Genomic DNA, 19,498 nt, shown 5'->3' on the forward strand with positions numbered 1-19,498 from the left:
AGGAGCCCCGCCATGGACGCCGTCACCCGGGTCCCCGCGCCGCGCAACGAGCCGGTGCTCACCTACGCCCCCGGCGCACCCGAACGCGCGGCCCTGCAGCAGCAGCTCACCGAGCTGGCCGCCGAACCGGTCGAGCTGACGATGACGCTGGGGACCATGCACCGCCTCGGCGGTGGCGAACGCTTCGACGTCGTCCAGCCGCACCGGCACGCCGCCGTCCTCGGCACCTCCGCGCACGCCACGCACGCCGACGCGCAGGAGGCGCTGCGCTGCGCTCGGGAGGCCGCCCCCGGGTGGCGGGACATGGCCTTCGACGACCGCGCCGCGGTGTTCCTCCGCGCCGCCGAGCTGCTGGCCGGTCCGTGGCGGCAGACCCTCAACGCCGCGACGATGCTCGGCCAGAGCAAGACCGCGTACCAGGCCGAGATCGACAGCGCCTGTGAGCTGATCGACTTCTGGCGCTGGAACGTGCACTTCGCCCGGCAGGTCCTGGAGGAGCAGCCGGTGTCGTCCCCGGGGGTGTGGAACCGCGCCGACCACCGCCCGCTCGAGGGCTTCGTCTACGCGATCACCCCGTTCAACTTCACCGCGATCGCGGGCAACCTGCCCACGGCGCCGGCGCTCATGGGCAACACGGTGATCTGGAAGCCGGCCCCGACCCAGCAGTTCGCCGCGCACTTCCTCATGCGGCTGCTCGAGGAGGCCGGCCTGCCACCCGGCGTCATCACGATGGTCACCGGCGACGGCGTCGCAGTGTCCGAGGTGCTGCTGGCCGACCGCGACCTGGCCGGCATCCACTTCACCGGGTCGACGGCGACCTTCCACCACCTGTGGCGCACGGTCGGCCAGCACATCGACCGCTACCGCGGCTACCCGCGCATCGTGGGCGAGACCGGCGGCAAGGACTTCGTCGTGGCCCACCCCTCGGCCGACGTCGACGTGCTGCGCACCGCGCTGATCCGCGGCGCCTTCGAGTACCAGGGGCAGAAGTGCTCGGCGGCGTCGCGGGCGTACGTGCCGCGCAGTGTCTGGGCGCGGCTGCGCGAGGACCTGGTGGGGGAGACCGAGGCGCTGCCGATGGGCGACGTCACCGACCTCTCCAACTTCCTGGGCGCGGTGATCGACCGGCGGTCGTTCTCGAAGCTGTCCGGCGTCCTGGACCGGGCGGCCGACGACGACGCCCTCACCGTGGTCGCCGGTGGCCGGGCCGACGACAGCGAGGGCTTCTTCGTGCGGCCCACGGTCATCGAGGGCACCGACCCGGGCCACGAGGTGTTCACCACCGAGTACTTCGGGCCGGTGCTGGCGGTGCACGTCTACGACGACGCCGACTACGACACCACGCTCGCGCAGATGGAGTCCGCGGCGCCCTACGCGCTCACCGGCGCCGTCATAGCGCAGGACCGCGCGGCCATCGCCCACGCCCAGCACGTGCTGCGCTTCGCCGCGGGCAACTTCTACGTCAACGACAAGCCGACCGGCGCCGTCGTCGGGCAGCAGCCGTTCGGCGGCGGGCGGGCCTCGGGCACCAACGACAAGGCCGGCGCCGCGCAGAACCTGCTGCGCTGGACGAGCACCCGCTCCGTCAAGGAGACGTTCGTCCCGCCGACCGACCACCGCTATCCGCACATGGGGTGATGGAGGGGATCCGCCGGGGTGCCCCCGGCGGATCCCCTCCATCACCAGCGGTCGAGGTGCAGCACGGTGTCCAGCGGCTCGCGGGCGGCGGGCTTGAACGTCTCGCCGGTGTAGTAGGCCGTCGGCACGAGCGTGGCCTGGTGCACGCCGTCCGGGATGCCCAGGACCTCGGCGACCTCGGCCTCCCGGGCCAGGTGCAGCGACGTCCACGCCGTCCCCAGGCCGCGGGCGCGCGCGGCCAGCATGTAGCTCCACACCGCGGGCAGCAGCGAACCCCACAGCCCGGCCTGGTTGCCGGCCGCCAGCGGCCGCCCCGTCGCGATGCACGGGACGACGAGCACCGGCACCTCGCCCATGTGCTCGCCGAGGTACACCGCGCTGTCACCCACCCGGTGCTGGACCTGCGACCGCTCCGGCCGGTCGGCGAACAGCTTCCCGGCGAACGTGCGGGACTCCGCGTACCGCACCACCTGCTGCCGGTAGATCTCGCCGATCGCGGCCCGCTGCGCCGGATCGGTCACGACCACCCAGTGCCACGACTGCGCGTTGGACCCCGACGGCGCCTGCAGTGCGATCTCCAGGCACTCGCGCACCAGCTCCAGCGACACCGGCCGGGTCAGGTCCAGGCGCTTGCGGACGGCGCGGGTGGTGGTCAGCAGCTCGTCGGGCGTCAGCGGCAACGTCATGGGCCCACCCTGCCCGATGCCGGCCAGCGCACGAGACCGTCGTCCCCGCGCACCGCTCCGGCCGACGGCGCGTGCGGGGTCAGCCGACCGTCGGGCATGAGGTGGGTGACGGGCACGCCACGGGCCAGGACGGCGACGTCAGCCACCAGCCGCCGGTGGCAGCGCCACCACACGCTCTCGCTGCACATCACCGCGACGGTGGCCGCGTCCGCCTCGGCGAGCACCTCGCCGAGGGCCGCGCCGAACTCCGCCGTCCGCGTGTGGGCGGCGTAGGCAGCGAACTGCGCGACCGTCCACCAGTCGTCGGCGACCGGCTGGTCGCGCGGCAGCGAGCGCCGGCCGCCGAGCCGCTCCTCCCACCGGTAGCCGATCCCCGCCGCCGGCAGCCACTCCTCGAGCGCCTCCCGCCGGACGTCGGGGTTGCTCCGGCTGCCCGGGAAGCGGCGGACGTCCACGACGAGTTCCACGCCGGCCCCGGCCAGCCGGGCGCCCAGCCGGGAGCGGTCCTCGGGGCCGTGGCCCACGGTCAGCAGCGGCACCCCAGGTCCCTACCCCCTCCGCGACCGGTGCCACGGGCCGGTCATGCTGGGCCGCCGGGCGACGGAGCCCGGGGGAGAGGTGAGCGGCGTGGCGGGGACGGCGGGGGTGCGGACGTCGCTGTGGCGGCTGCCCGCGATGCGGGCGCTGATCGGGGCGACGGCGCTGGGGTTCGCCAGCTACTGCCTGACGCTCGCGTCGCTGCCGGCGTACGCGGTGGCCGGTGGGGCCAGTGCCGAGACCGCGGGTGTGGTCACCGCGGTCTTCCTCGTGGTCACCATCGCCGTGCAGTCGGTCGTGCCGGCGCTGACCGCCCGGTACGGGCTCGGCCCGGTGCTCGCCGTCGGCCTGGTGGCCCTCGGTGCGCCGTCCCCGCTGTACGCGGTGGACGACGGGCTGGCCTGGCTGTCGGCGATCGCGGTGGTGCGCGGCGCCGGCTTCGGCGTCCTCACCGTGCTCGGGGCGACGCTCGCCGCCCAGGTCGCGCCGCTGGAGCGCCGGGGCGAGGCGATCGGCCTGTACGGGCTGGCGATCGCAGTGCCCAACCTCGTCGCCGTCCCGGCCGGGGTGGCGCTGGTGCTCGACGGGCACGTGGCATGGCTGGCGTGGCTGGCCGCCTCGCCGGTGCTGGCGCTGCCGCTGGTGCCGATGCTGGTCCGGTCGGTGCGCCTGGAGTCGACCGCCGGGCGGTCGACCCGCGCGGCGGCGCTGGCCGCCCTCGCGCCGTCCATGGTGCTGCTGGTGGTGACCCTCGCCGGAGGCGGGCTCCAGACGTTCCTGCCGATCGAGCGGCCGGACGGCGCGGTTGCGACCGCCGCCCTGCTGCTCTTCGGCATCACCGGCGCGGTCACCCGCTGGCGGGCCGGGCTGCTCGCCGACCGGCTGGGCACCCGGCTGCTCATGCCGCTGGCGCTGGTCGTCAACGCCGCCGGGCTGGCCGTCGTGGCGGTGGGCCTGGTCGCCGGGGACGCGTGGGTGCTCGCCGGAGCGGCGGTGTTCGGCGCCGGTTTCGGGGCGGTGCAGAACCTGACGCTGGTGACCGCCTTCACCCGCGCCGGGGAGGGCGGCGCGACGGCGGCGAGTGCCATGTGGAACGCCTCGTTCGACGCCGGTACCGCCGCCGGTGCGCTCGCGCTCGGGGTGGTCGCGGCCGGTCTCGGGCTGCCGTGGACCTACGTCGTGGTCTCGGTGGTGCTGGTCGCCACGCTGCCGGTGGCGCTGGTCGCGACCCGGCGCTGACCCGGGGCAGGAGGCCCTGTCGGCTCCCGGGCGGGCGGTGTAGGGAACCGGCATGGGCGAGGCCGAGGTGCTCGAGCTGTTCCGCCGGGCGGTCACCGGCGACGACGCACAGGCGATGCGGGCCGGGTTGGAACGGCTGTTCGGCCTGACGTCGGGGGAGGGGGTGTCGGCCGAGGACGAGTACCGGGTCCGGCACCCGGACTACGTGATGGAGATGCCGCAGTCGGGGGAGCGGATCCGCGGCCGCGACGCCATGCGGGCGATGCAGGAGGCCTTCCCGACGCCGCCGAGCATCCGGCTGCGCCGTGTGGTGGGCGCCGGCCGGGTGTGGGTGGTCGAGGGCGTCAACGACTACGGGGACGACGTCTGGCACGTCGTCCTCACCCTGGAGCTCGACGACGACGGCCGGATCGTCCGGGACACCCGGTACTACGCCCGGCCGTCCGAGGCGCCGGCCTGGCGGGCGGAGTGGGTGGAGCCGCTCGGCTGACCCCCAGCCGGCGAGGGCTCCGGCCGGCTCCCGCGCCCCGGTCCGCTGCCCGCTGCGATGCCCCTCGCAGGAACGGCGGTCAGCCGGCGAAGCGGTCGGCGGCGGCCTGCTGGGAGCGGATCAGGACGATCTCCTCGGCGGCCCGCAGCAGCCACCCGCGCAGGCCCTCGACGTCGTCGCGGTTGGCGTCGCGCAGGGCCCCCAGCCGCAGCTGGCGGGTGCTGGCCTGGGCACGCTGGGCCGGGGGCAGCCGGCGGCCCTCGGTGCGGGCGACCGAGGTGAGGCCGGCGCCGACGAAGACCAGCTCACGGATGGTCGGGATGCCGGCCAGGAGCTGCTCGGCCGCGGGGGTGTCGTCGTCGGTGAGCAGGCGGACCAGTTCGTCGGCGGTGCGCCGTCCGGCGGCGTGTACGTCAGTCACGCCGAGTCATTGTCGTCCTACCGGTGGAGCGCTCCCGCCGGACCCCGCCCGCTGTCGACCACGGGGTTGTTGCCGGGCTGCCCGGCGTGGACCGCCGTGTCGCCGGCAACAACCCCGTGGTCATCGTGGGAGGGGAGTCGCGGGGCGGCCGGTGCTACGCGTCCCGCCTCGAGAACGACGCCGCGGCGATCGCGAGCAGGACGGCGATCTCGGCGGCGAACACCGCGAAGCCCACCCACGGGTCCAGCAGCATCGGGTTGAACGACTCCGGGGTGGCGATGCGGCCGCCGGCGTTGCCGGGCATGAGCTTCGTCGCCCACTCGCCCCAGGCATCCGGCAGCAGCATCACCATGTTGCCGACGACGAACACCAGGCCGAGCACGATCGACAGCGCTGCGGCGGTGTGCCGGACCAGCAGCCCGACGGCGGCCGCGAACAACCCGAGGCCGGCCATGTAGAGGCCACTGCCGTACAGCGACCGCAGCACGCCGTCGTCGGACAGCGCGACGCCGATGCCCTCCCGGTCGAGGAACCAGTTGCCGGCGAGGTACCCGGCCAGCGCCGTGACCGTGCCGGCGACGAACAGCGTGCCCGTGAGCACCACGGCCTTGGCGGCGAGCACGGTGCCGCGGCGCGGGTTCGCGGCCAGCGTCGCCCGGATCATCCCGGTGCCGTACTCGCTGGTGACCGCGAGCGTGCCCAGCACGATGGCGGTGACCTGGGCGAACATCATCCCCCAGGTCAGGAAGGCGCCGACCGGCTCGCCGGTGGTCCCGGCCGCGAGGTCCTCGGCGGCCAGCGCGCAGACCAGGGCGGTGAGGCCGGCCCCGAGGACGAACATGGCGGTGAGCGACCAGCCGGTCGACCGCACGGTCCAGGTCTTGATCCACTCGGCGCGCACGGCGGCGCCGAACCCGGGCGCGGCCGGGGCGGCGGTGCGGGTCGGGGACAGGGCTCCCAGGGCGGTCATCGCTGTGCTCCGGCGGGGGTCGCGGCGTACTCGACGCTGTCGGCGGTCAGGGTCATGAAGGCGTCCTCCAGCGAGGAGCGCACCAGGGTGAGCTCGTGCAGCAGCAGTCCGGCGTGCCCGACGAGCTCGCCCACCGCAGCTGCGTCGAGCCCCTGCACCCGCAGCTCCCCGCCGTGCGCGGCGACGTCGAGGCCGTGCCGGCGCAGCACGGTCGCCACCGCGTCGTGCTGCGGGGTGCGCACCCGCACGTAGGAGGCGGCGTGGTCGGAGATGAAGTCCGCCGTCGAGCAGTCGGCGAGCACCCGGCCGCGGCCGATCACCAGCAGGTGGTCGGCGGTCTGCGCCATCTCGGCCATCAGGTGGCTGGAGACGAACACGGTGCGCCCCTCGGCCGCGAGGTCGCGGGCCAGCGTGCGCACCCAGCGGATGCCCTCGGGGTCCAGGCCGTTGACCGGCTCGTCGAGGACGACGACCGGCGGGTCGCCCAGCAGCGCCGCGGCGATGCCCAGCCGCTGGCCCATGCCGAGGGAGAAGCGGCCCACCCGCTGCCCGGCCACGGTGGTGAGGCCGACCAGGTCGAGCACCTCGTCGACGCGGGCGGACGGGATGCCGTTGCTCACGGCCAGCCAGCGCAGGTGGTCCCGGGCGGAGCGGCCGGGGTGCAGGGCCCGGGCCTCGAGGAGCGCACCCACCTCGCGCAGCGGGGCGGGGGAGTCGGCATAGCGGCGGCCGTTGACGGTGACGCTGCCGGAGGTGGGCCGGTCCAGGCCCAGCACCATCCGCATGGTCGTCGACTTGCCGGCGCCGTTCGGGCCGAGGAAGCCGGTCACCCGGCCGGGCTCGACGGTGAAGCTGACGTTGTCGACGGCGGTCCGGCGGCCGTAGGTCTTGGTGAGCCGGTGCGCGGTGATCACGGCGTCACCGGCTCGGGGAGGTCGCGGAGGTCATGCCGTCGAGGCTGTCGGCTGCTCGCGCCGGTGGACATCCGGGAGCGCCCCGATCCGACCCTGAACCGTCCCGGAGGGGCAGCCCTGACCCGCCGAGATCGCCGATCTCGGCGGTGTCAACGCCGAGACGCGACGGGATCGGCGATCTCGGCGAGAGGGTGGAGGCCGGCGTTGCCGGGCTCATCGGTGGCCGTCAGGCGGAGCGGGGTAGCTCCGCGGCCGGGTGCAGCAGCCGGCGCAGCTCGCGCGCGGCCTCCCGGCCCGCCCGGTTGGCGCCCACGGTGCTCGCCGACGGCCCGTAGCCGACCAGGTGCACGCGGGGCTCACCGGCCACGTGCGTGCCTGCCATCCGGATCCCGCCTCCTGGGCCACGCAGGTGCAGCGGTGCGAGGTGGCCCAGCGCGGCGCGGAACCCCGTGGCCCACAGGACCGCGTCGGCCCGTACGAACCGGCCGTCGTCCCAGGCGACGCCGTCCTCGGTCAGCCGGTCGAAGACCGGCAACCGGTCCAGGACACCGCGTTCCCGGGCCGCCCGCACCCACGGGGTCACCACGAGCCCGGTGACGCCGACGACGCTGCTCGGCGGCCGGCCCTCGCGCACGGCGTCGGCCACCAGCGCCACCGCGGCCCGGCCCGCCTCCGGGCCGAACGGTTCCTCGCGCCAGACCGGCGGTCGCCGGGTCACCCAGGTGGTGTCGGCGACCTCGGCGATCTCACCCAGCAGCTGCACCGCGGACGCGCCCCCGCCCACGACGACGACCGACTGCCCGGCGAACTCCTCGGCGCCGCGGTAGTCGACCGGGTGCAGCTGGCGGCCGCGGAACAGCTCCTGCCCGGGGTAGCGCGGCACGAACGGGCGGGTCCACGTGCCGGTGGCGTTGACGACGGCGTGGGCGGTCCAGTCGCCGTCCGACGTCTCGACGAGGAACCGGTCGTCGCCGGTCCGCCGGACGGCGCGGACCCGCACCGGCCGTCGCACCGGCAGCCCGAAGGTCTGCTCGTAGTCGGCGAAGTACGCGGGCACCGCCGCGGCGGCCGGGACGTCGTCGGCCGCGGCGGGGAACGGCAGACCGGGGAGGTCGTGCACGTGGTGGGTGCGGGCGAGGGTCAGCGACGGCCACCGGTGCTGCCAGGCGCCACCGGCACGGGCGTCGGCGTCGAGGACGACGAAGCCCGTGCCGGGCGCGAAGCCCTCGCGGGCGAGGTGGTGCGCGGTGCTCAGCCCGGCCTGACCGGCGCCGATGACCACGACCTCCACGTCCCTGTCCATGCCCGGACAACGGCGCGGGAGCGGCGTCCCTTCCCTCAGCCGGGCCGGGTGGGGGTGAGCCGCGCGAGCTCGGCGCCGGAGAGGGTGACCGACTGCGGGTCGTAGCCGAACCGCACCGTGACCTCGTCCAGTCGCGCCTCCACCAGGGTGGCGGGGCGCTCGGGGGACCCGTCGGCCGGGCGGTACCACCACTGCTCGGCCAGCAGCGGCAGGCCGCGGCGGCGGAGGAAGGCGGCCGCCTGCTCGTCGTCGGGGAACTCCTGCAGCGGGGCGCCGAACAGGGAGCGGGCCACGCACACGTCGGTGCCGTCGCGGCGCTCGGTGGTCAGGTAGCCCACGAGTTCGCCGTCCTCGCGGCGGTGGACCGGCTGCAGCTCCTCGGTCGGGGTCATGTCCCGACGGTAGGGAGGCCGGCAACGGGGTTTCGCGCACCTTGCGGATCCCTTGCGGTCACCCCGTGGGGAGCCTGCGGTTGGCCCGCCAGAGTTCCTCCTGTCGCCGGGACACCGGCGGCGAGCCGTACCGAGGAGGAACCACCGTGACCGCCGCTGACCACCGCGCCGCCAAGGGCCGGATCGCCGCGTCCGTCGTCGTCGTCGGGGCCGCCGCGGCCGTCGCGGGCCTCGGCACGTTCGGCACCTTCACCGACAGCACCACGCCGGTGGTCACCGAGCTCGACACCGGGGTGGTGTCCATCGCGCTCACCAAGGCCGCCGACGCCGCGACGCTGTCGCTGTTCGACCACGGCAGCTTCCTGGCCGGCGACTCGGAGAGCTCGGCGGTCGACCTGGTCAACGGGGGCACGGTCGCGCTCGGCGAGATGCGGATGGCGTCGGTCGCCACGGACTCCAGCGTCCTGGACAGCGACCGGACCCACGGCCTGCAGCTGGCGGTCGACTCCTGCTCGGTGTCCTGGGTGCTGACGAACGGCGACTGGAGCTGTGCCGGGGCGACGACGCGGTTCTACGCCGGCCCGATCGTGGCCGACGCACCGCTGACCGGGGCGGCCAGCCTGGCTCCCGGCGGGGTGGACCACCTGCTGCTGACCGCGACGCTCCCGGCGACGACGACCGCCGACATGGTGGCCGGCGCGACCAGCGCGCTGGACGTCACCTTCAGCACCACGCAGCGCGGCGGGACCGCGCGATGAGCCGGCCCTCCGGGGCCTGACGGACAGCCGGCGTCTCCATCGCACGGGGGGACGGAGCCGCCGGCAGCACGACCGGTGTCACCGCGGGGGAACGGTGGCGTCGGTGGCACGACCGGTGACGTCGCGGGGAACGGCGTTGCCGGGCAGCACGGCCGGTGTCACCGCCGGGGAACGGTGGCACCGCTCGAGGGGGAACGCACGGGGCCGGTCGCGGGACACTGCGGCCGGCCCCGTCGCGTTCGCGGGAACGGAGTCGTTCGGCGACTCTGCGCACAGGCCGGACACAGGCTACGTTCGCTCAGTGACTGTCGGTGAGGGATTCCTGCGTTCAGACGGCGCTCCGGCGCGGACACGCAGCGGCCGGCGGCTGGACCCGGCGCGGGACAGGGCGATCGCCGCCGCCGTGCTGGAGGTCCTGGGCCGGGAGGGGTACGCCGGGTTGACCATGGACGCGGTCGCGCTGGCCGCCGGCGTCGGCAAGGCGACGATCTACCGGCGGTGGTCCAGCAAGGCCGAGCTGCTCCTCGGCGTGCTGGACGGGTCCGTGGAGGACGACCTGCCCGTCCCCGACACGGGGGACCTCCGCGAGGACCTCGTCGCACTGCTGACCACCACCCTCGAGTTGATGGACGGCCCGTCCGGGCGGGCGACCCGCAGCCTGCTGGCCGCCGTCGTCGGCGACCCCGCGCTCGCCGAGGCCTACCGGCGGGGTCCCCTGGCCTCCTGGGGCCGCGCGTGGGCCACCGTCCTGGACCGGGCCGTGTGCCGCGGCGAGATCAGCGCGGAGGCCGCGGCCTCCGCGGCGGCGGAGGTGGGGCCCGCGGTCCTCACCGTGCGCTGGCTGGTCACCGGCGGGCCATTGGACGCCGACGTGGTGACCGAGCTGGTCGATGGCGCGATGATGCCCCTGCTGCGCGCCCGCTGACGCGTTTCGGGACCGCGGGATCGGGGCAGCGGGCAGGGCCACGACGCGGGAGGCCGGGTGAACCTGGAGAAGGTCGTCTTCGGCTTCTTCGTCGTGCTCGCGGCCACCCTCAACTTCGGCTTCTTCATCGGCGACATCGACGACCCCGCGCTGCACAACCCCTACGAGCTGTTCGCCGCCGTCGTGGTCAACCTGATCGCCACCGTGCTCAAGTTCGGCGACCGCACCCAGATCGGGGCGGTGCACCTGGCCACCAGCCTGGTCGCCGACCTGCAGCTGATCGGCGCCACGCTGATGTTCGGCTACGCCGAGTACGTCTCGTCGGCCGGCATGACCCCGTCCTGGACGGCCAGCGTGGTGTCGCTGTCGGGTGGCGCGCTGCTGGCCAACATCGTCTCCGTCGTCCTGCTCGTCGTGGAGACGGTCTCCTTCCACCGCGGGTGACCGGAGGTCGTCGTGGGCAATCCGCTGCTGGTCTTCTGGCGGAACATCTTCGGCCCGGAGGACGACGACCGGCGGGCGCGGCGCAGTGCGCTCCGGGTCGCCGCCTCCTCGGCGGTGGAGGCCTCGGAGACGATCTTCCTGGTGATGCGGCGGATGCGGGCGCCGCTGATCGTGCTCATCGCCATCTTCGCGGTCAGCGTGCTGGGGCTGACCCTCATCCCGGGGCAGGACGCCGAGGGCGACCCGTACCGGATGGGCTTCTTCGACGCGTTCTACGTGATGAGCTACACGGCCTCGACGATCGGCTTCGGCGAGATCCCGTACCCGTTCACCTACAACCAGCGGATGTGGGTGACCATCTCCATCTACCTGGCGGTCGTGGGCTGGGCGTACGCCATCGGCTCCCTGCTGGCCCTCGTCCAGGACCGCGCGTTCCGCTCGGCGCTGGCCCTGCAGCACTTCACCCGCAAGGTGGCCCGGTTGCGCGAGCCGTTCCTGCTGATCGCCGGGTACGGGCGAGCCGGTGAGCTGCTCGGGCGGTCGATCGACGCGCTCGGCCGGCGGTTCGTCGTGCTCGACGTCTCCTCCGAGCGGATCGACGACCTGGAGCTCGCCCCGCTGCACGCCGACGTCCCGGCCCTGGCCGCCGACGCCCGCGACCCGGGGCACCTGGGCGTCGCCGGCCTGGACCACCCCTGCTGCGAGGCCGTCGTCGCGCTCACCGACGACGAGGAGACCAACCTCACCGTGGTCATGGCCGCCGCGTTGCTGCGCCCGGAGCTGCCGGTCATCGCCCGGGCCTCCTCCGAGGCGATGGCCGACCGCATGCGGGCCTTCGGCCACCCGAGCATCGTCGACCCCTTCGACCGGTTCGGGGACCACCTCCGGCTGGCACTCAGCGCGCCGGCCTCCTACCAGCTGCTCACCTGGCTGGAGAGCGGGCCGGGGGCGGAGCTGCCCGAACGCGGCACGCCGCCGCGCTCCGGACGCTGGGTGGTGTGCGGGTACGGCCGGCTCGGCCGGGAGCTCACCGCCGACCTGCGCGCGGAGGGCATCGAGGTCACCGTGATCGAGCCGGACCCGACCGGCCCCGAGGACGCCGACATCGTGGTGGGGGAGGGCTCGGAACCCGAGGTGCTCGAGCAGGTGGACCTCGCGCACGCGGTGGGCTTCGTCGCCGGGACCGACAACGACACGACCAACCTGTCCCTGGTGGCGACGGCGCGGCGCGTCAACCCGGGGCTGTTCGTCGCGGCCCGCCAGAACCGCCCCGAGAGCGCGCCGCTGTTCTCCGCCATGGACCTCGACGCCCGGCTGGTGCCCACCGAGGTGATCGCCCACGAGGTCTACGCCCAGCTGTCCACCCCGCTGCTGTGGCGGTTCATCCGGGAGATGCCCGCCCGGGGCGACGCCTGGGCCGCCGACCTGGTCCAGCGGCTCAGCGACCTCTGCGGGTCGCAGCTGCAGGCGCTGTGGAAGGTGCGGCTGACCTCGCAGGAGGCGCCCGCCCTGGGGAGGTGGCTGGCCTCGGGCCAGGCCCGGCTGGGGGACCTGCTGCGCAACCCCGAGAACCGCGACGAGCCGCTGCACATCCTGGTGCTGCTCGTCCTCAGCGGCGATCAGGCGGTGCTGGCGCCGGACGACGACCTGGTGCTGCGGACCGGGGACGAGGTGCTGCTCGCCGGCTGGGGTGCCGCCCGCCGGGCGCTGGGCACGACCCTGCAGGTCGACTCCGTGCTCGAGTACGTGGTGTCGGGACGCCGGGTGCCCTCGGGCTGGGTCTGGCGCAAGCTCAGCCGCACCCCGGCCGAGGCGCCGGCGAGCCGGCCACCGACCCGGACCGGGGCGTGACCGGCACCGAGCGGGTGCACGGGGTCCCCGGAACGGGCGGACGGCGGGCCCGGGCGGTCACGCAGCGTCGCCGCGGCACGAGGATGGGGCGGTGCAGCTGGTGCGGAGGGTCCTGTCGTCGCTGGGCATCGTCGGAGCCGCGGTGGGCCTCATGGCGTTCGTGACCCTCGGCTCCTCCGACGACGCCGAGGACCCGTTCCCGCACTCGGTCACCGCACCGGTCGGGTGACCCCGCGGGAGTGTGCGCGCCCCCGGGATGACGAAGCGGCCCCCTCCCGGAGGAGAGAGCCGCTTCGTCGTGTGGTGCGCCATCAGGGACTCGAACCCCGAACCCGCTGATTAAGAGTCAGCTGCTCTGCCAATTGAGCTAATGGCGCGTGTCGCGCGGCTGGACTGCGCAACGAGGGAAAACCATACCAGCGCCGTCCGGGGTGCCGACGGGGTGGTCCGCGGGCCCGGCGTCCGCCCGTGTTCCGGATCGTCCGGGGACACTGGTGGGCTGGCGCCGGTGGCCCGTGCGGGGACGGCCGCCCACGACGCGGAGGGAACACTGATGAGACGGACGGCTGCGCTGGTCACGGCGGGGGCCCTGGTCCTGCTGGCCGGCTGCCAGGGTGCTGCGGGCGGCAGCGGGGTGGCCGCCGCGCCGACCCCCGAGGCGCCGCCGGCCTCGGTCGAGGTGGCGCCGGTGGACGGGTCGGCCGACGTCTCGCCGCTCGTCCCCCTGGAGATCTCCGTCACCGACGGCGAGCTGACCGAGGTCATCGTCGTCGATGGCGCGGGGACGCCCGTGAGCGGGGCGGTGACCGACTCGCCCGGCCTGGCCACCGACCTCTGGACGCCGGACACCCCGCTGGCCTACGGCACCAGCTACACCCTCACCGCCACCGCGGAGGGGGAGGACGAGGAGCCGGTCGAGGCCGCGACCACGTTCACGACGGTCACCCCGGCGGCCGTCTCGACGCCGTCGGTCGGACCGCTGGACGGGCAGACCGTCGGCGTCGGCATGCCGATCCGGGTGTGGTTCGACGACCCGGTCGTCGACAAGGCCGCCGTGGAGAGCCACCTGCGGGTGAGCAGCACGACGCCCACCGACGGCGTCTGGAACTGGTTCAGCGACACCGAGGTGCACTTCCGGCCGTCCCAGTACTGGCCGGAGAACATCCAGGTCACGCTCGAGGCCGACCTCTACGGAGTCGCCTTCGGCGACGGCGTGTGGGGCGAGAAGGACCGCACGGTCTCCTTCTCCATCGGGGAGCGGCACGTGTCGATCGCCGACGCCTCCACGCACACGATGGAGGTCTACGACGGGGACCAGCTGGTGCAGAGCTGGCCGATGAGCGCCGGCAGCCCCGACAACCCGAGCTACAACGGCCCGCACGTGGTCACCGAGATGAACCGCGACCGGGTCATGGACTCCAGCACCTATGGCGTGCCGGTCGACAGCCCCGACGGCTACCGGACGCCGGTGGAGTACGCCGTCCGGATCTCCGACAGTGGCGAGTTCGTGCACGCCGCGCCGTGGTCGGTCGGGCAGCAGGGGCGGGCGAACGTCTCGCACGGCTGCATCAACCTCAGCACCGACCGGGCGGCGTGGTTCTTCGACTTCTCCCAGCCCGGCGACGTCGTGGAGATCCGCGGCTCCAGTGCGGGGACGCTGCGCTCGGACGTCTACGACTGGACCATCCCGTGGGAGGAGTGGCTGGCCGGTAGCGCGCTGAAGTGAGCGGACGGCCGTCGTCCGGGCGTTTCGGGAGCTCCTGCGCGGGAAGTGATCATCCGGTTCCCGAGCTGAGGAGAGTGCCGTGGACACCTGGGTGATCGTGCTCATCGTCGTGGTCGCGGTGGTGCTGCTCGCACTGCTGGCCCTCGCGCTGGCCAAGCGCAACCGGATCAACGGCGCGAAGAAGCGCGAGCAGGCGCGCGAGCACCTGCAGGAGGCGCAACTGCGCGGAGCGCAGGCGGAGAAGGAACGGGCCGCCGCCGAGGAGCAGGCCGCCCGCGCCCGCCGCGAGCGCGCCGAGGTGGAGGAGCGCACCCGGCTGGCCGAGCAGGAGGCCCAGCAGCGTGCGGTGCAGGCCCAGGAGCACGCGTCGGCCGCTGACCAGCTCCGCGCCAAGGCCGAGAAGCTCGCCCCCGGCCTGTCCGACCAGCACGACCGCACCGCCGGCAACCGTTCGGCCGGCGACCACCTGGCCGGAGACCGTGCCGTCGGCGACCGTGCCCAGCCGACGGGCGGCCCGGACCAGCCCAGCGGTGGCGCCACCCGCCGCTGAGTTCCGCGGCCCTCGGCGGTCTCCCCTCCGAGGGGCGCACTGCGCGCCCTGACCGACGCATCGGAGGGGCGCCATGACCGATCTGCTCGCCATCGGCACGCGCAAGGGCCTGTGGCTGGCCCGCAGCGACGACGACCGCCGCACCTGGACGATGGGGGAGCCGCACCTGCTCGCCCAGGAGGTGGCCGCGGTGTCGATCGACACCCGGGGGCCGCGGCCGCGCGTGCTCGCGGGCATCCAGTACGGGCACTGGGGCCCGACGGTCATGTGGTCCGACGACCTCGGCGGCAGCTGGCAGGAGACCGAGTCCGGCGCCATCCGCTTCCCCGAGGACACCGGCGCCGCGCTGGCCCGCGTCTGGCAGTTACGACCGGACTCCGCCGGGCGTCCCGACGTCGTCTGGGCCGGCTGCGAGCCGCACTCGCTGTGGCGCAGCACCGACGGCGGGTGCAGCTTCGACCTCGTCCGCGGGCTCTGGGACCACCCGCACCGGCCCACCTGGGAGCCCGGCGGCGGTGGGGCGGCGGTGCACACGGTCCTCCCCGACCCGGACTCCGACCGGGTCGTGTTGGCCATGAGCGCCGGCGGGGTCTACGTCAGCGAGGACGGCGGCGCCACCTGGACGCCGCGCAACAGCGGCATCAGCGCCGTCTTCCTCCCGGAACCGACCCCGGAGTACGGCCAGTGCGTGCACAAGGTCGCCGTCGACGCGGGCGACCGGGACCGCATGTACGCGCAGAACCACTTCGGCGTCTTCCGCACCGACGACGCGGGGAAGGCCTGGACGTCGATCGCCGGCGGCCTGCCCGCCGACTTCGGCTTCCCGATCGTGTCCTCGCCGTCCACTCCCGGCACGGCGTGGGTGGTGCCGCTGGTCGCCGACATGCAGCGGGTGCCGCCGGAGGGCCGGCTGCGGGTGCACCGCACGCGGGACGCGGGGGAGAGCTGGACCGAGCTGGGCGCGGGGCTGCCCGACGGGTTCTGGGCCGCGGTCATGCGGGACGGGTTCTGCGCCGACGACGCCGACCCGACCGGGATCTACGTCGGCACCCGCGACGGCTGCGTCTACGCCAGCGCCGACGAGGGCGAGACGTTCCAGCTGGTGGCCGACCACCTGCCCGACGTCCTCGTCGTCCGCGCGGCCCGGGTCTGACGATGTCGGTGGAGGTGGTGCTGCCCGGGGTCCTGGCCGACCTGGCCGGGGGTGCCCGGCACCTGCAGGTCGACCCGGACGGCGGCACGCTGGGGTGCCTGCTGGACACGCTGGACGCCGCGCACCCCCGGCTCGCCCGCCGGATCCGGGACGAGTCGGGCGCGCTGCGCCGGTTCGTCAACGTCTACGTGGACGGCGACGACGTGCGGTTCACCGGCGGGGTGGACGCGGCGGTGCCGGACGGCGCCGTCGTCCAGGTGCTGCCCTCGGTCGCGGGGGGTTGACCGGGCTCAGAGCCTCGCGAGGGTGGCGCACTCGGCGCACAGCTGGGAGCTCTCGTAGCCCTCCGGGGGCCATACCGTCTGCTCGTCGACGGCGACGTAGGCGCCGCACAGCGCCTTGCGGCTGCGGCCGTTCACCCGGCCGATGGTCGCGTGCGCCGGGCCGATCTGCCGAGGCTGGAGGCCCTCTGCGGTGCCCACCGAGCCGACCATCACGACGGCGTGAGCGGTCCCGTAGGAGTAGGCGAGAGTCATGTCCCCAGGGTCGCCAGGCCGGGGAGGCCCACGGCGGAACCCGACCGCGCGTGTTCGGCGCACGCGCCCCAGTCGTCCCACGTGACACGCGACGCCGGTGCGGGGGTGCCGGCCCGGCCCGACGACGTCGCTGTGGTCGATACGACTCCGGACGCAAGTACCCCGGCCCGGTGGCCGATGTCAGGACCGTGACCTCGACCTCCGCCCAGGCAGCTCCCGGCGACGCCCTCCGGCTCGGCCTCCGGGCGCGCATCCCCCAGGGCGCCCGGCTGGACGACCGCAGCTTCCTGGCCCGGCACCGCGTGACCGTCGGGGTCCTCATCGCCCACCTGCCCGTGCTCGCCGGCATCGGCCTGGTGCGCGGGGCGGGCGGCTGGTTGTTGTGGGGGCAGTTGGCCGCGATCGCCGTCCTGGTGGGGCTCGGGCTGGGCCTGCGGACCCAGGGCGCCCGGGCGTCGGCGGTCTGCCTCGGCCTGATGGTCGGCGCAGACGTGCTGGTCCACGTGGGCGGGGGGCTCACCGACCTGCACATCTGGTTCTACGCCCTGCTCCCGCTGGTCGCGCTCTACCAGATGTGGACGCCGTTCCTGCTCGCCGTCGCGTTCGTCGCCGTCCACCACGCGGTGATGGGGATCTGGCTGCCGACCTCGGTGTTCTCCACCCACCAGGCGCACGAGAACCCGCTGGCGTTCGTCGCACTGCACGCGGTGTTCCTGCTGGTCGAGGCGACGTTCCTGGCCTACGGCTGGACCTTCACCGAGCGGGCGGAGCGGGACCGCCGCGAACAACGGCAGCGGGCCGAGGAGCAGGAGGCGGCGCAGGCCCGGGCCGAGCTCGAGCTCGCCGAGGAGCGGGCCCGGACCGCGGACGAGGCGGCCCGGCGGGCCCGCGAACGCGCGGCGCAGGCGGTGCGGACGGAGGAGGCGCTCGCTGCACTGGTCAGCGCCGGTCAGCGGCTGGACGGCAACGTCGCCACGGTCGGCGAGGTGGTGGAGGGGCTGCGCTCGGCGATCGCCGAGATCGCGGCGGCGGCCAGCGGCGCCAGCAGCACCGCGCAGCAGGCCAGCGCGCGGTCCCGCGCCGGGGCGGCCACGGTCGACCGGCTGGCCGGGACGATGGCGGAGATCGACCAGATCGCCGGCAGCATCTCCGGCATCGCGGACCAGACCAACCTGCTGGCCCTCAACGCGACCATCGAGTCCGCGCGGGCAGGGGAGGCGGGCAGGGGCTTCGCCGTCGTCGCCGGTGAGGTGAAGGACCTCGCGATGGAGACGGCGCGGGCCACCGAGCGGATCCGGCGGGTGGTCGACAGCGTGCGCGAGGAGGTCGACACGGCGGGTGCGGCCCTGGGCGGCGTGGAGGCCGCGATCCGCGGTGTCGTCGACGCCCAGAGCACCATCGCGGCGGCCGTCGAGGAGCAGAGCGCGGCCACCGAGCAGGCTCGCGAGGCGATCGCCGGCGCCTCCCGCGAAGCCGCCCGGATGGCCGCCGACCTGCGGCGGATCGTCACCGGCGACCGCTGAGCCGGCGCGGCCCGGGTTGGCGCGCTGGGCCTCTGCTGCGGTTCCCTCCGGTCCACGTTGCGGCTGCGGGGGCGCCGTCGTGGACGGCGACGGGCGGCCGGCTGCAGGCGGGGAGCGGGACCGGGTGGACGCGCGGGGGGAGTCGGCCGGTGGTTCCTGCTCGACGGCTCGGGTTCGTGCCCTCGCGAGGAACACCCAGGGCCTCGAGGGCCGTGTGCACGCCGCGGATCAGCGCGAGCCGACGGGCACGGATCTGCGGCGACGGACGGCTCGCTGCGGATCGACGTCAACGGGGCTCCCCGGGCTGTCGGCCACGATCAGTACACCCCGATGGCGCAGGCGGGTCTGGATCGCCTTCCCGGGGAAGGGCTCCTCCGGCCGGGTACCCCCAGGGCGTGTCCTGGCGATCGGGTCCGGCGCGCAGGTCGGGGATCCACACGCCTGTGCGGGCGAGGTCTTCGGCGACCGCGGACACCTTGCGGTTGGTGTCCTGACTGACCTTGGCCAGCACGGCGAACGCCTGGTCTGAGGTGATCTTGAACCGCTCCATCAGGATGCCCTTGGCCTGGCCGATGACGTCCCGATTCACCAGGGCGCTGGTCACGTTCTCGAAGTGGTGGGCGTCCGCTGCCGCGATGGCGGCGTGGCTGGCGAGCAGCAGGCCGACGTGCTCGGACTCGTCGGTGAAGGCCGACGTGGCACGGGCCAGCAGGTCCAGCGCGCCGAGGGTGTCCCGGTGTACGAACAGTTGGAGGCACAGCATGCTGCCCACTCCGCGTTCCGCGGCCCGGGGGCCGAGGACCGGCCAGCGCGGATCGTTGGCCAGGTCGTCCACCCGAACGGTCTCCTGCTGCCAGATGGCGTCCAGGCACGGACCCTCACCGGTCTCGTCCTGGAGGACGTCGAAGTCGCTGGCCAACGCGCTGGTGGCCGCCGCTGAATAGCAGTGGCGGTCCTTGCCGACCATGGTGATCGTCGCCTCGTCGGCACCGGGCACCATCGAGCGTGCCAGGTCCACGACGCCGTCCAGCACCTGCCGGGGAGAGGTCTGCCCCTGGAGGCTGCGCGCGGCCTCGGCCAGTCGCCGGGCCAGCGCGTCACGGCGGACCATCGTGCCGGTGTCCTGCGCGGAGGGCTGTCCCCACTGACGCGGACCTCCGCCGCCCTCAGTGCTCACAGCCCACCGTGGCACGGTCGGAACCGCTGAGGTAGTCCTTGCCTGCGCGGGACGACCCCACGTGCGGGAGCTTCCACGCGCGGGGCCTGACCCGCTTCCGCTCCATGGCGCGCCGGCTGGCTACGGCCAGCACAGCACAGGAGCACACCCGCGCCGGTGGACCGTCGGCCTCACCTGAGCCCTGCGGTGCGGGGGAAGTCCGGGACACGGCACAGTCGGTCCCGCGATCGCCAGGACGGCCCCTGGGTGTGGCGAGTCGGCGGCG

Annotated in this window: 22 protein-coding genes and 1 tRNA gene; 13 read left to right on the plus strand and 10 right to left on the minus strand. The window is 74.6% G+C overall.

Annotated features, from left to right (window positions below; all coding sequences use genetic code 11):
* The first annotated feature begins 12 nt into the window (after positions 1-12).
* On the plus strand, positions 13-1,638 hold the full coding sequence (pruA, locus tag CRP39_RS00900; protein ID WP_097203571.1) for an L-glutamate gamma-semialdehyde dehydrogenase: 1,626 nt from the start codon (positions 13-15) through the stop codon (positions 1,636-1,638).
* Positions 1,639-1,679: 41 nt separating this feature from the next.
* On the opposite strand, the gene CRP39_RS00905 is transcribed toward pruA, so the two are convergent.
* Positions 1,680-2,324 (minus strand): nitroreductase family protein, encoded by a 645-nt coding sequence (locus tag CRP39_RS00905; RefSeq protein WP_097203573.1) that lies wholly within the window; start codon positions 2,322-2,324, stop codon positions 1,680-1,682.
* Complete coding sequence (locus tag CRP39_RS00910; RefSeq protein WP_097203575.1) at positions 2,321-2,863, minus strand: DUF488 domain-containing protein; 543 nt, start codon at positions 2,861-2,863, stop codon at positions 2,321-2,323. The genes CRP39_RS00905 and CRP39_RS00910 overlap by 4 nt, the downstream gene beginning before the upstream one ends.
* An 88-nt stretch (positions 2,864-2,951) precedes the next feature.
* On the opposite strand from CRP39_RS00910, the gene CRP39_RS00915 reads away from it, so the two are divergent.
* Complete coding sequence (locus CRP39_RS00915) at positions 2,952-4,100, plus strand: MFS transporter (RefSeq protein ID WP_245853459.1); 1,149 nt, start codon at positions 2,952-2,954, stop codon at positions 4,098-4,100.
* A 52-nt stretch (positions 4,101-4,152) separates the two neighbouring features.
* Positions 4,153-4,590, plus strand: a complete 438-nt coding sequence (locus CRP39_RS00920) for a nuclear transport factor 2-like protein (protein ID WP_216359562.1) — start codon at positions 4,153-4,155, stop codon at positions 4,588-4,590.
* 79 nt (positions 4,591-4,669) lie between these two features.
* Here CRP39_RS00920 and CRP39_RS00925 read toward each other — a convergent pair whose 3' ends face one another.
* The 5 genes from CRP39_RS00925 to CRP39_RS00945 all read right to left on the minus strand — a co-directional run bounded on the left by CRP39_RS00925 (position 4,670) and on the right by CRP39_RS00945 (position 8,590).
* Positions 4,670-5,011 carry a hypothetical protein gene (locus CRP39_RS00925; protein WP_097203578.1) on the minus strand — a complete coding sequence of 114 codons (342 nt, stop codon included), beginning with the start codon at positions 5,009-5,011 and terminating at the stop codon, positions 4,670-4,672.
* A gap of 154 nt (positions 5,012-5,165) precedes the next feature.
* On the minus strand, positions 5,166-5,981 hold the full coding sequence (locus tag CRP39_RS00930; RefSeq protein ID WP_097203580.1) for an ABC-2 transporter permease: 816 nt from the start codon (positions 5,979-5,981) through the stop codon (positions 5,166-5,168).
* Positions 5,978-6,895: an ABC transporter ATP-binding protein gene (locus CRP39_RS00935; RefSeq protein ID WP_097203581.1), complete on the minus strand. Its 918-nt coding sequence runs from the start codon at positions 6,893-6,895 to the stop codon at positions 5,978-5,980. Before CRP39_RS00935 ends, CRP39_RS00930 begins: the two co-directional genes overlap by 4 nt.
* A 226-nt stretch (positions 6,896-7,121) precedes the next feature.
* Positions 7,122-8,198 carry an NAD(P)-binding domain-containing protein gene (locus CRP39_RS00940; RefSeq protein ID WP_097203587.1) on the minus strand — a complete coding sequence of 359 codons (1,077 nt, stop codon included), beginning with the start codon at positions 8,196-8,198 and terminating at the stop codon, positions 7,122-7,124.
* Positions 8,199-8,233: 35 nt separating this feature from the next.
* Positions 8,234-8,590, minus strand: coding sequence for a hypothetical protein (locus CRP39_RS00945; protein ID WP_097203588.1), 357 nt, complete (start codon positions 8,588-8,590; stop codon positions 8,234-8,236).
* A 146-nt stretch (positions 8,591-8,736) separates the two neighbouring features.
* Here CRP39_RS00945 and CRP39_RS00950 point away from each other — a divergent pair, with 146 nt between their 5' ends.
* From CRP39_RS00950 to CRP39_RS26555, 5 genes are all read left to right on the plus strand, one after another.
* Positions 8,737-9,348, plus strand: a complete 612-nt coding sequence (locus CRP39_RS00950) for a hypothetical protein (RefSeq protein ID WP_097203590.1) — start codon at positions 8,737-8,739, stop codon at positions 9,346-9,348.
* 301 nt (positions 9,349-9,649) lie between these two features.
* The gene (locus tag CRP39_RS00955; RefSeq protein ID WP_143426502.1) at positions 9,650-10,273 is read left to right on the plus strand and encodes a TetR/AcrR family transcriptional regulator; all 624 of its coding nucleotides are present in this window, start codon (positions 9,650-9,652) and stop codon (positions 10,271-10,273) included.
* A 57-nt stretch (positions 10,274-10,330) separates the two neighbouring features.
* Positions 10,331-10,717 carry a DUF6394 family protein gene (locus tag CRP39_RS00960; protein WP_097203593.1) on the plus strand — a complete coding sequence of 129 codons (387 nt, stop codon included), beginning with the start codon at positions 10,331-10,333 and terminating at the stop codon, positions 10,715-10,717.
* Positions 10,718-10,729: 12 nt separating this feature from the next.
* Positions 10,730-12,568, plus strand: a complete 1,839-nt coding sequence (locus tag CRP39_RS00965; RefSeq protein WP_172442215.1) for a potassium channel family protein — start codon at positions 10,730-10,732, stop codon at positions 12,566-12,568.
* A gap of 91 nt (positions 12,569-12,659) precedes the next feature.
* On the plus strand, positions 12,660-12,797 hold the full coding sequence (locus CRP39_RS26555) for a hypothetical protein (RefSeq protein ID WP_172442218.1): 138 nt from the start codon (positions 12,660-12,662) through the stop codon (positions 12,795-12,797).
* Between the two features lie 72 nt (positions 12,798-12,869).
* Here the strand turns inward: CRP39_RS26555 and CRP39_RS00970 are convergent.
* Positions 12,870-12,945 (minus strand) — tRNA-Lys (locus tag CRP39_RS00970).
* 176 nt (positions 12,946-13,121) lie between these two features.
* On the opposite strand from CRP39_RS00970, the gene CRP39_RS00975 reads away from it, so the two are divergent.
* The 4 genes from CRP39_RS00975 (at position 13,122) to CRP39_RS00990 (ending at position 16,281) form a co-directional block, all read left to right on the plus strand.
* Positions 13,122-14,294: a L,D-transpeptidase gene (locus CRP39_RS00975; protein WP_097203595.1), complete on the plus strand. Its 1,173-nt coding sequence runs from the start codon at positions 13,122-13,124 to the stop codon at positions 14,292-14,294.
* Positions 14,295-14,373: 79 nt separating this feature from the next.
* Positions 14,374-14,844, plus strand: a complete 471-nt coding sequence (locus CRP39_RS00980; protein WP_245853460.1) for a hypothetical protein — start codon at positions 14,374-14,376, stop codon at positions 14,842-14,844.
* A gap of 73 nt (positions 14,845-14,917) precedes the next feature.
* Positions 14,918-15,997 (plus strand): WD40/YVTN/BNR-like repeat-containing protein, encoded by a 1,080-nt coding sequence (locus CRP39_RS00985; RefSeq protein ID WP_097203597.1) that lies wholly within the window; start codon positions 14,918-14,920, stop codon positions 15,995-15,997.
* 2 nt (positions 15,998-15,999) lie between these two features.
* Positions 16,000-16,281, plus strand: coding sequence for a MoaD/ThiS family protein (locus CRP39_RS00990; protein WP_097203598.1), 282 nt, complete (start codon positions 16,000-16,002; stop codon positions 16,279-16,281).
* A 6-nt stretch (positions 16,282-16,287) separates the two neighbouring features.
* Here CRP39_RS00990 and CRP39_RS00995 read toward each other — a convergent pair whose 3' ends face one another.
* Complete coding sequence (locus CRP39_RS00995; protein ID WP_097203600.1) at positions 16,288-16,533, minus strand: hypothetical protein; 246 nt, start codon at positions 16,531-16,533, stop codon at positions 16,288-16,290.
* A 188-nt stretch (positions 16,534-16,721) separates the two neighbouring features.
* Between CRP39_RS00995 and CRP39_RS26560 the strand changes: the two genes are divergently transcribed.
* Positions 16,722-18,056: a methyl-accepting chemotaxis protein gene (locus CRP39_RS26560; protein WP_097203602.1), complete on the plus strand. Its 1,335-nt coding sequence runs from the start codon at positions 16,722-16,724 to the stop codon at positions 18,054-18,056.
* Between the two features lie 286 nt (positions 18,057-18,342).
* Here CRP39_RS26560 and CRP39_RS01005 read toward each other — a convergent pair whose 3' ends face one another.
* Positions 18,343-19,167 carry a GAF and ANTAR domain-containing protein gene (locus CRP39_RS01005; protein WP_221200600.1) on the minus strand — a complete coding sequence of 275 codons (825 nt, stop codon included), beginning with the start codon at positions 19,165-19,167 and terminating at the stop codon, positions 18,343-18,345.
* Positions 19,168-19,498: the final 331 nt, after the last annotated feature.

This window comes from Geodermatophilus sabuli, assembly GCF_900215145.1.
Lineage (GTDB): Bacteria > Actinomycetota > Actinomycetes > Mycobacteriales > Geodermatophilaceae > Geodermatophilus > Geodermatophilus sabuli.

Excerpts from the sequence above, each read along its gene's own strand:
- CRP39_RS00920 (WP_216359562.1), top strand. The coding sequence starts at position 4,153 with ATGGGCGAGGCCGAGGTGCTCGAGCTGTTCCGCCGGGCGGTCACCGGC.
- CRP39_RS00940 (WP_097203587.1), bottom strand. The coding sequence starts at position 8,198 with ATGGACAGGGACGTGGAGGTCGTGGTCATCGGCGCCGGTCAGGCCGGG.
- CRP39_RS00995 (WP_097203600.1), bottom strand. The coding sequence starts at position 16,533 with ATGACTCTCGCCTACTCCTACGGGACCGCTCACGCCGTCGTGATGGTC.
- CRP39_RS00990 (WP_097203598.1), top strand. The coding sequence starts at position 16,000 with ATGTCGGTGGAGGTGGTGCTGCCCGGGGTCCTGGCCGACCTGGCCGGG.
- CRP39_RS01005 (WP_221200600.1), bottom strand. The coding sequence starts at position 19,167 with ATGGTCCGCCGTGACGCGCTGGCCCGGCGACTGGCCGAGGCCGCGCGC.
- CRP39_RS00930 (WP_097203580.1), bottom strand. The coding sequence starts at position 5,981 with ATGACCGCCCTGGGAGCCCTGTCCCCGACCCGCACCGCCGCCCCGGCC.
- CRP39_RS00905 (WP_097203573.1), bottom strand. The coding sequence starts at position 2,324 with ATGACGTTGCCGCTGACGCCCGACGAGCTGCTGACCACCACCCGCGCC.
- pruA (WP_097203571.1), top strand. The coding sequence starts at position 13 with ATGGACGCCGTCACCCGGGTCCCCGCGCCGCGCAACGAGCCGGTGCTC.
- CRP39_RS00985 (WP_097203597.1), top strand. The coding sequence starts at position 14,918 with ATGACCGATCTGCTCGCCATCGGCACGCGCAAGGGCCTGTGGCTGGCC.
- CRP39_RS00945 (WP_097203588.1), bottom strand. The coding sequence starts at position 8,590 with ATGACCCCGACCGAGGAGCTGCAGCCGGTCCACCGCCGCGAGGACGGC.
- CRP39_RS00975 (WP_097203595.1), top strand. The coding sequence starts at position 13,122 with ATGAGACGGACGGCTGCGCTGGTCACGGCGGGGGCCCTGGTCCTGCTG.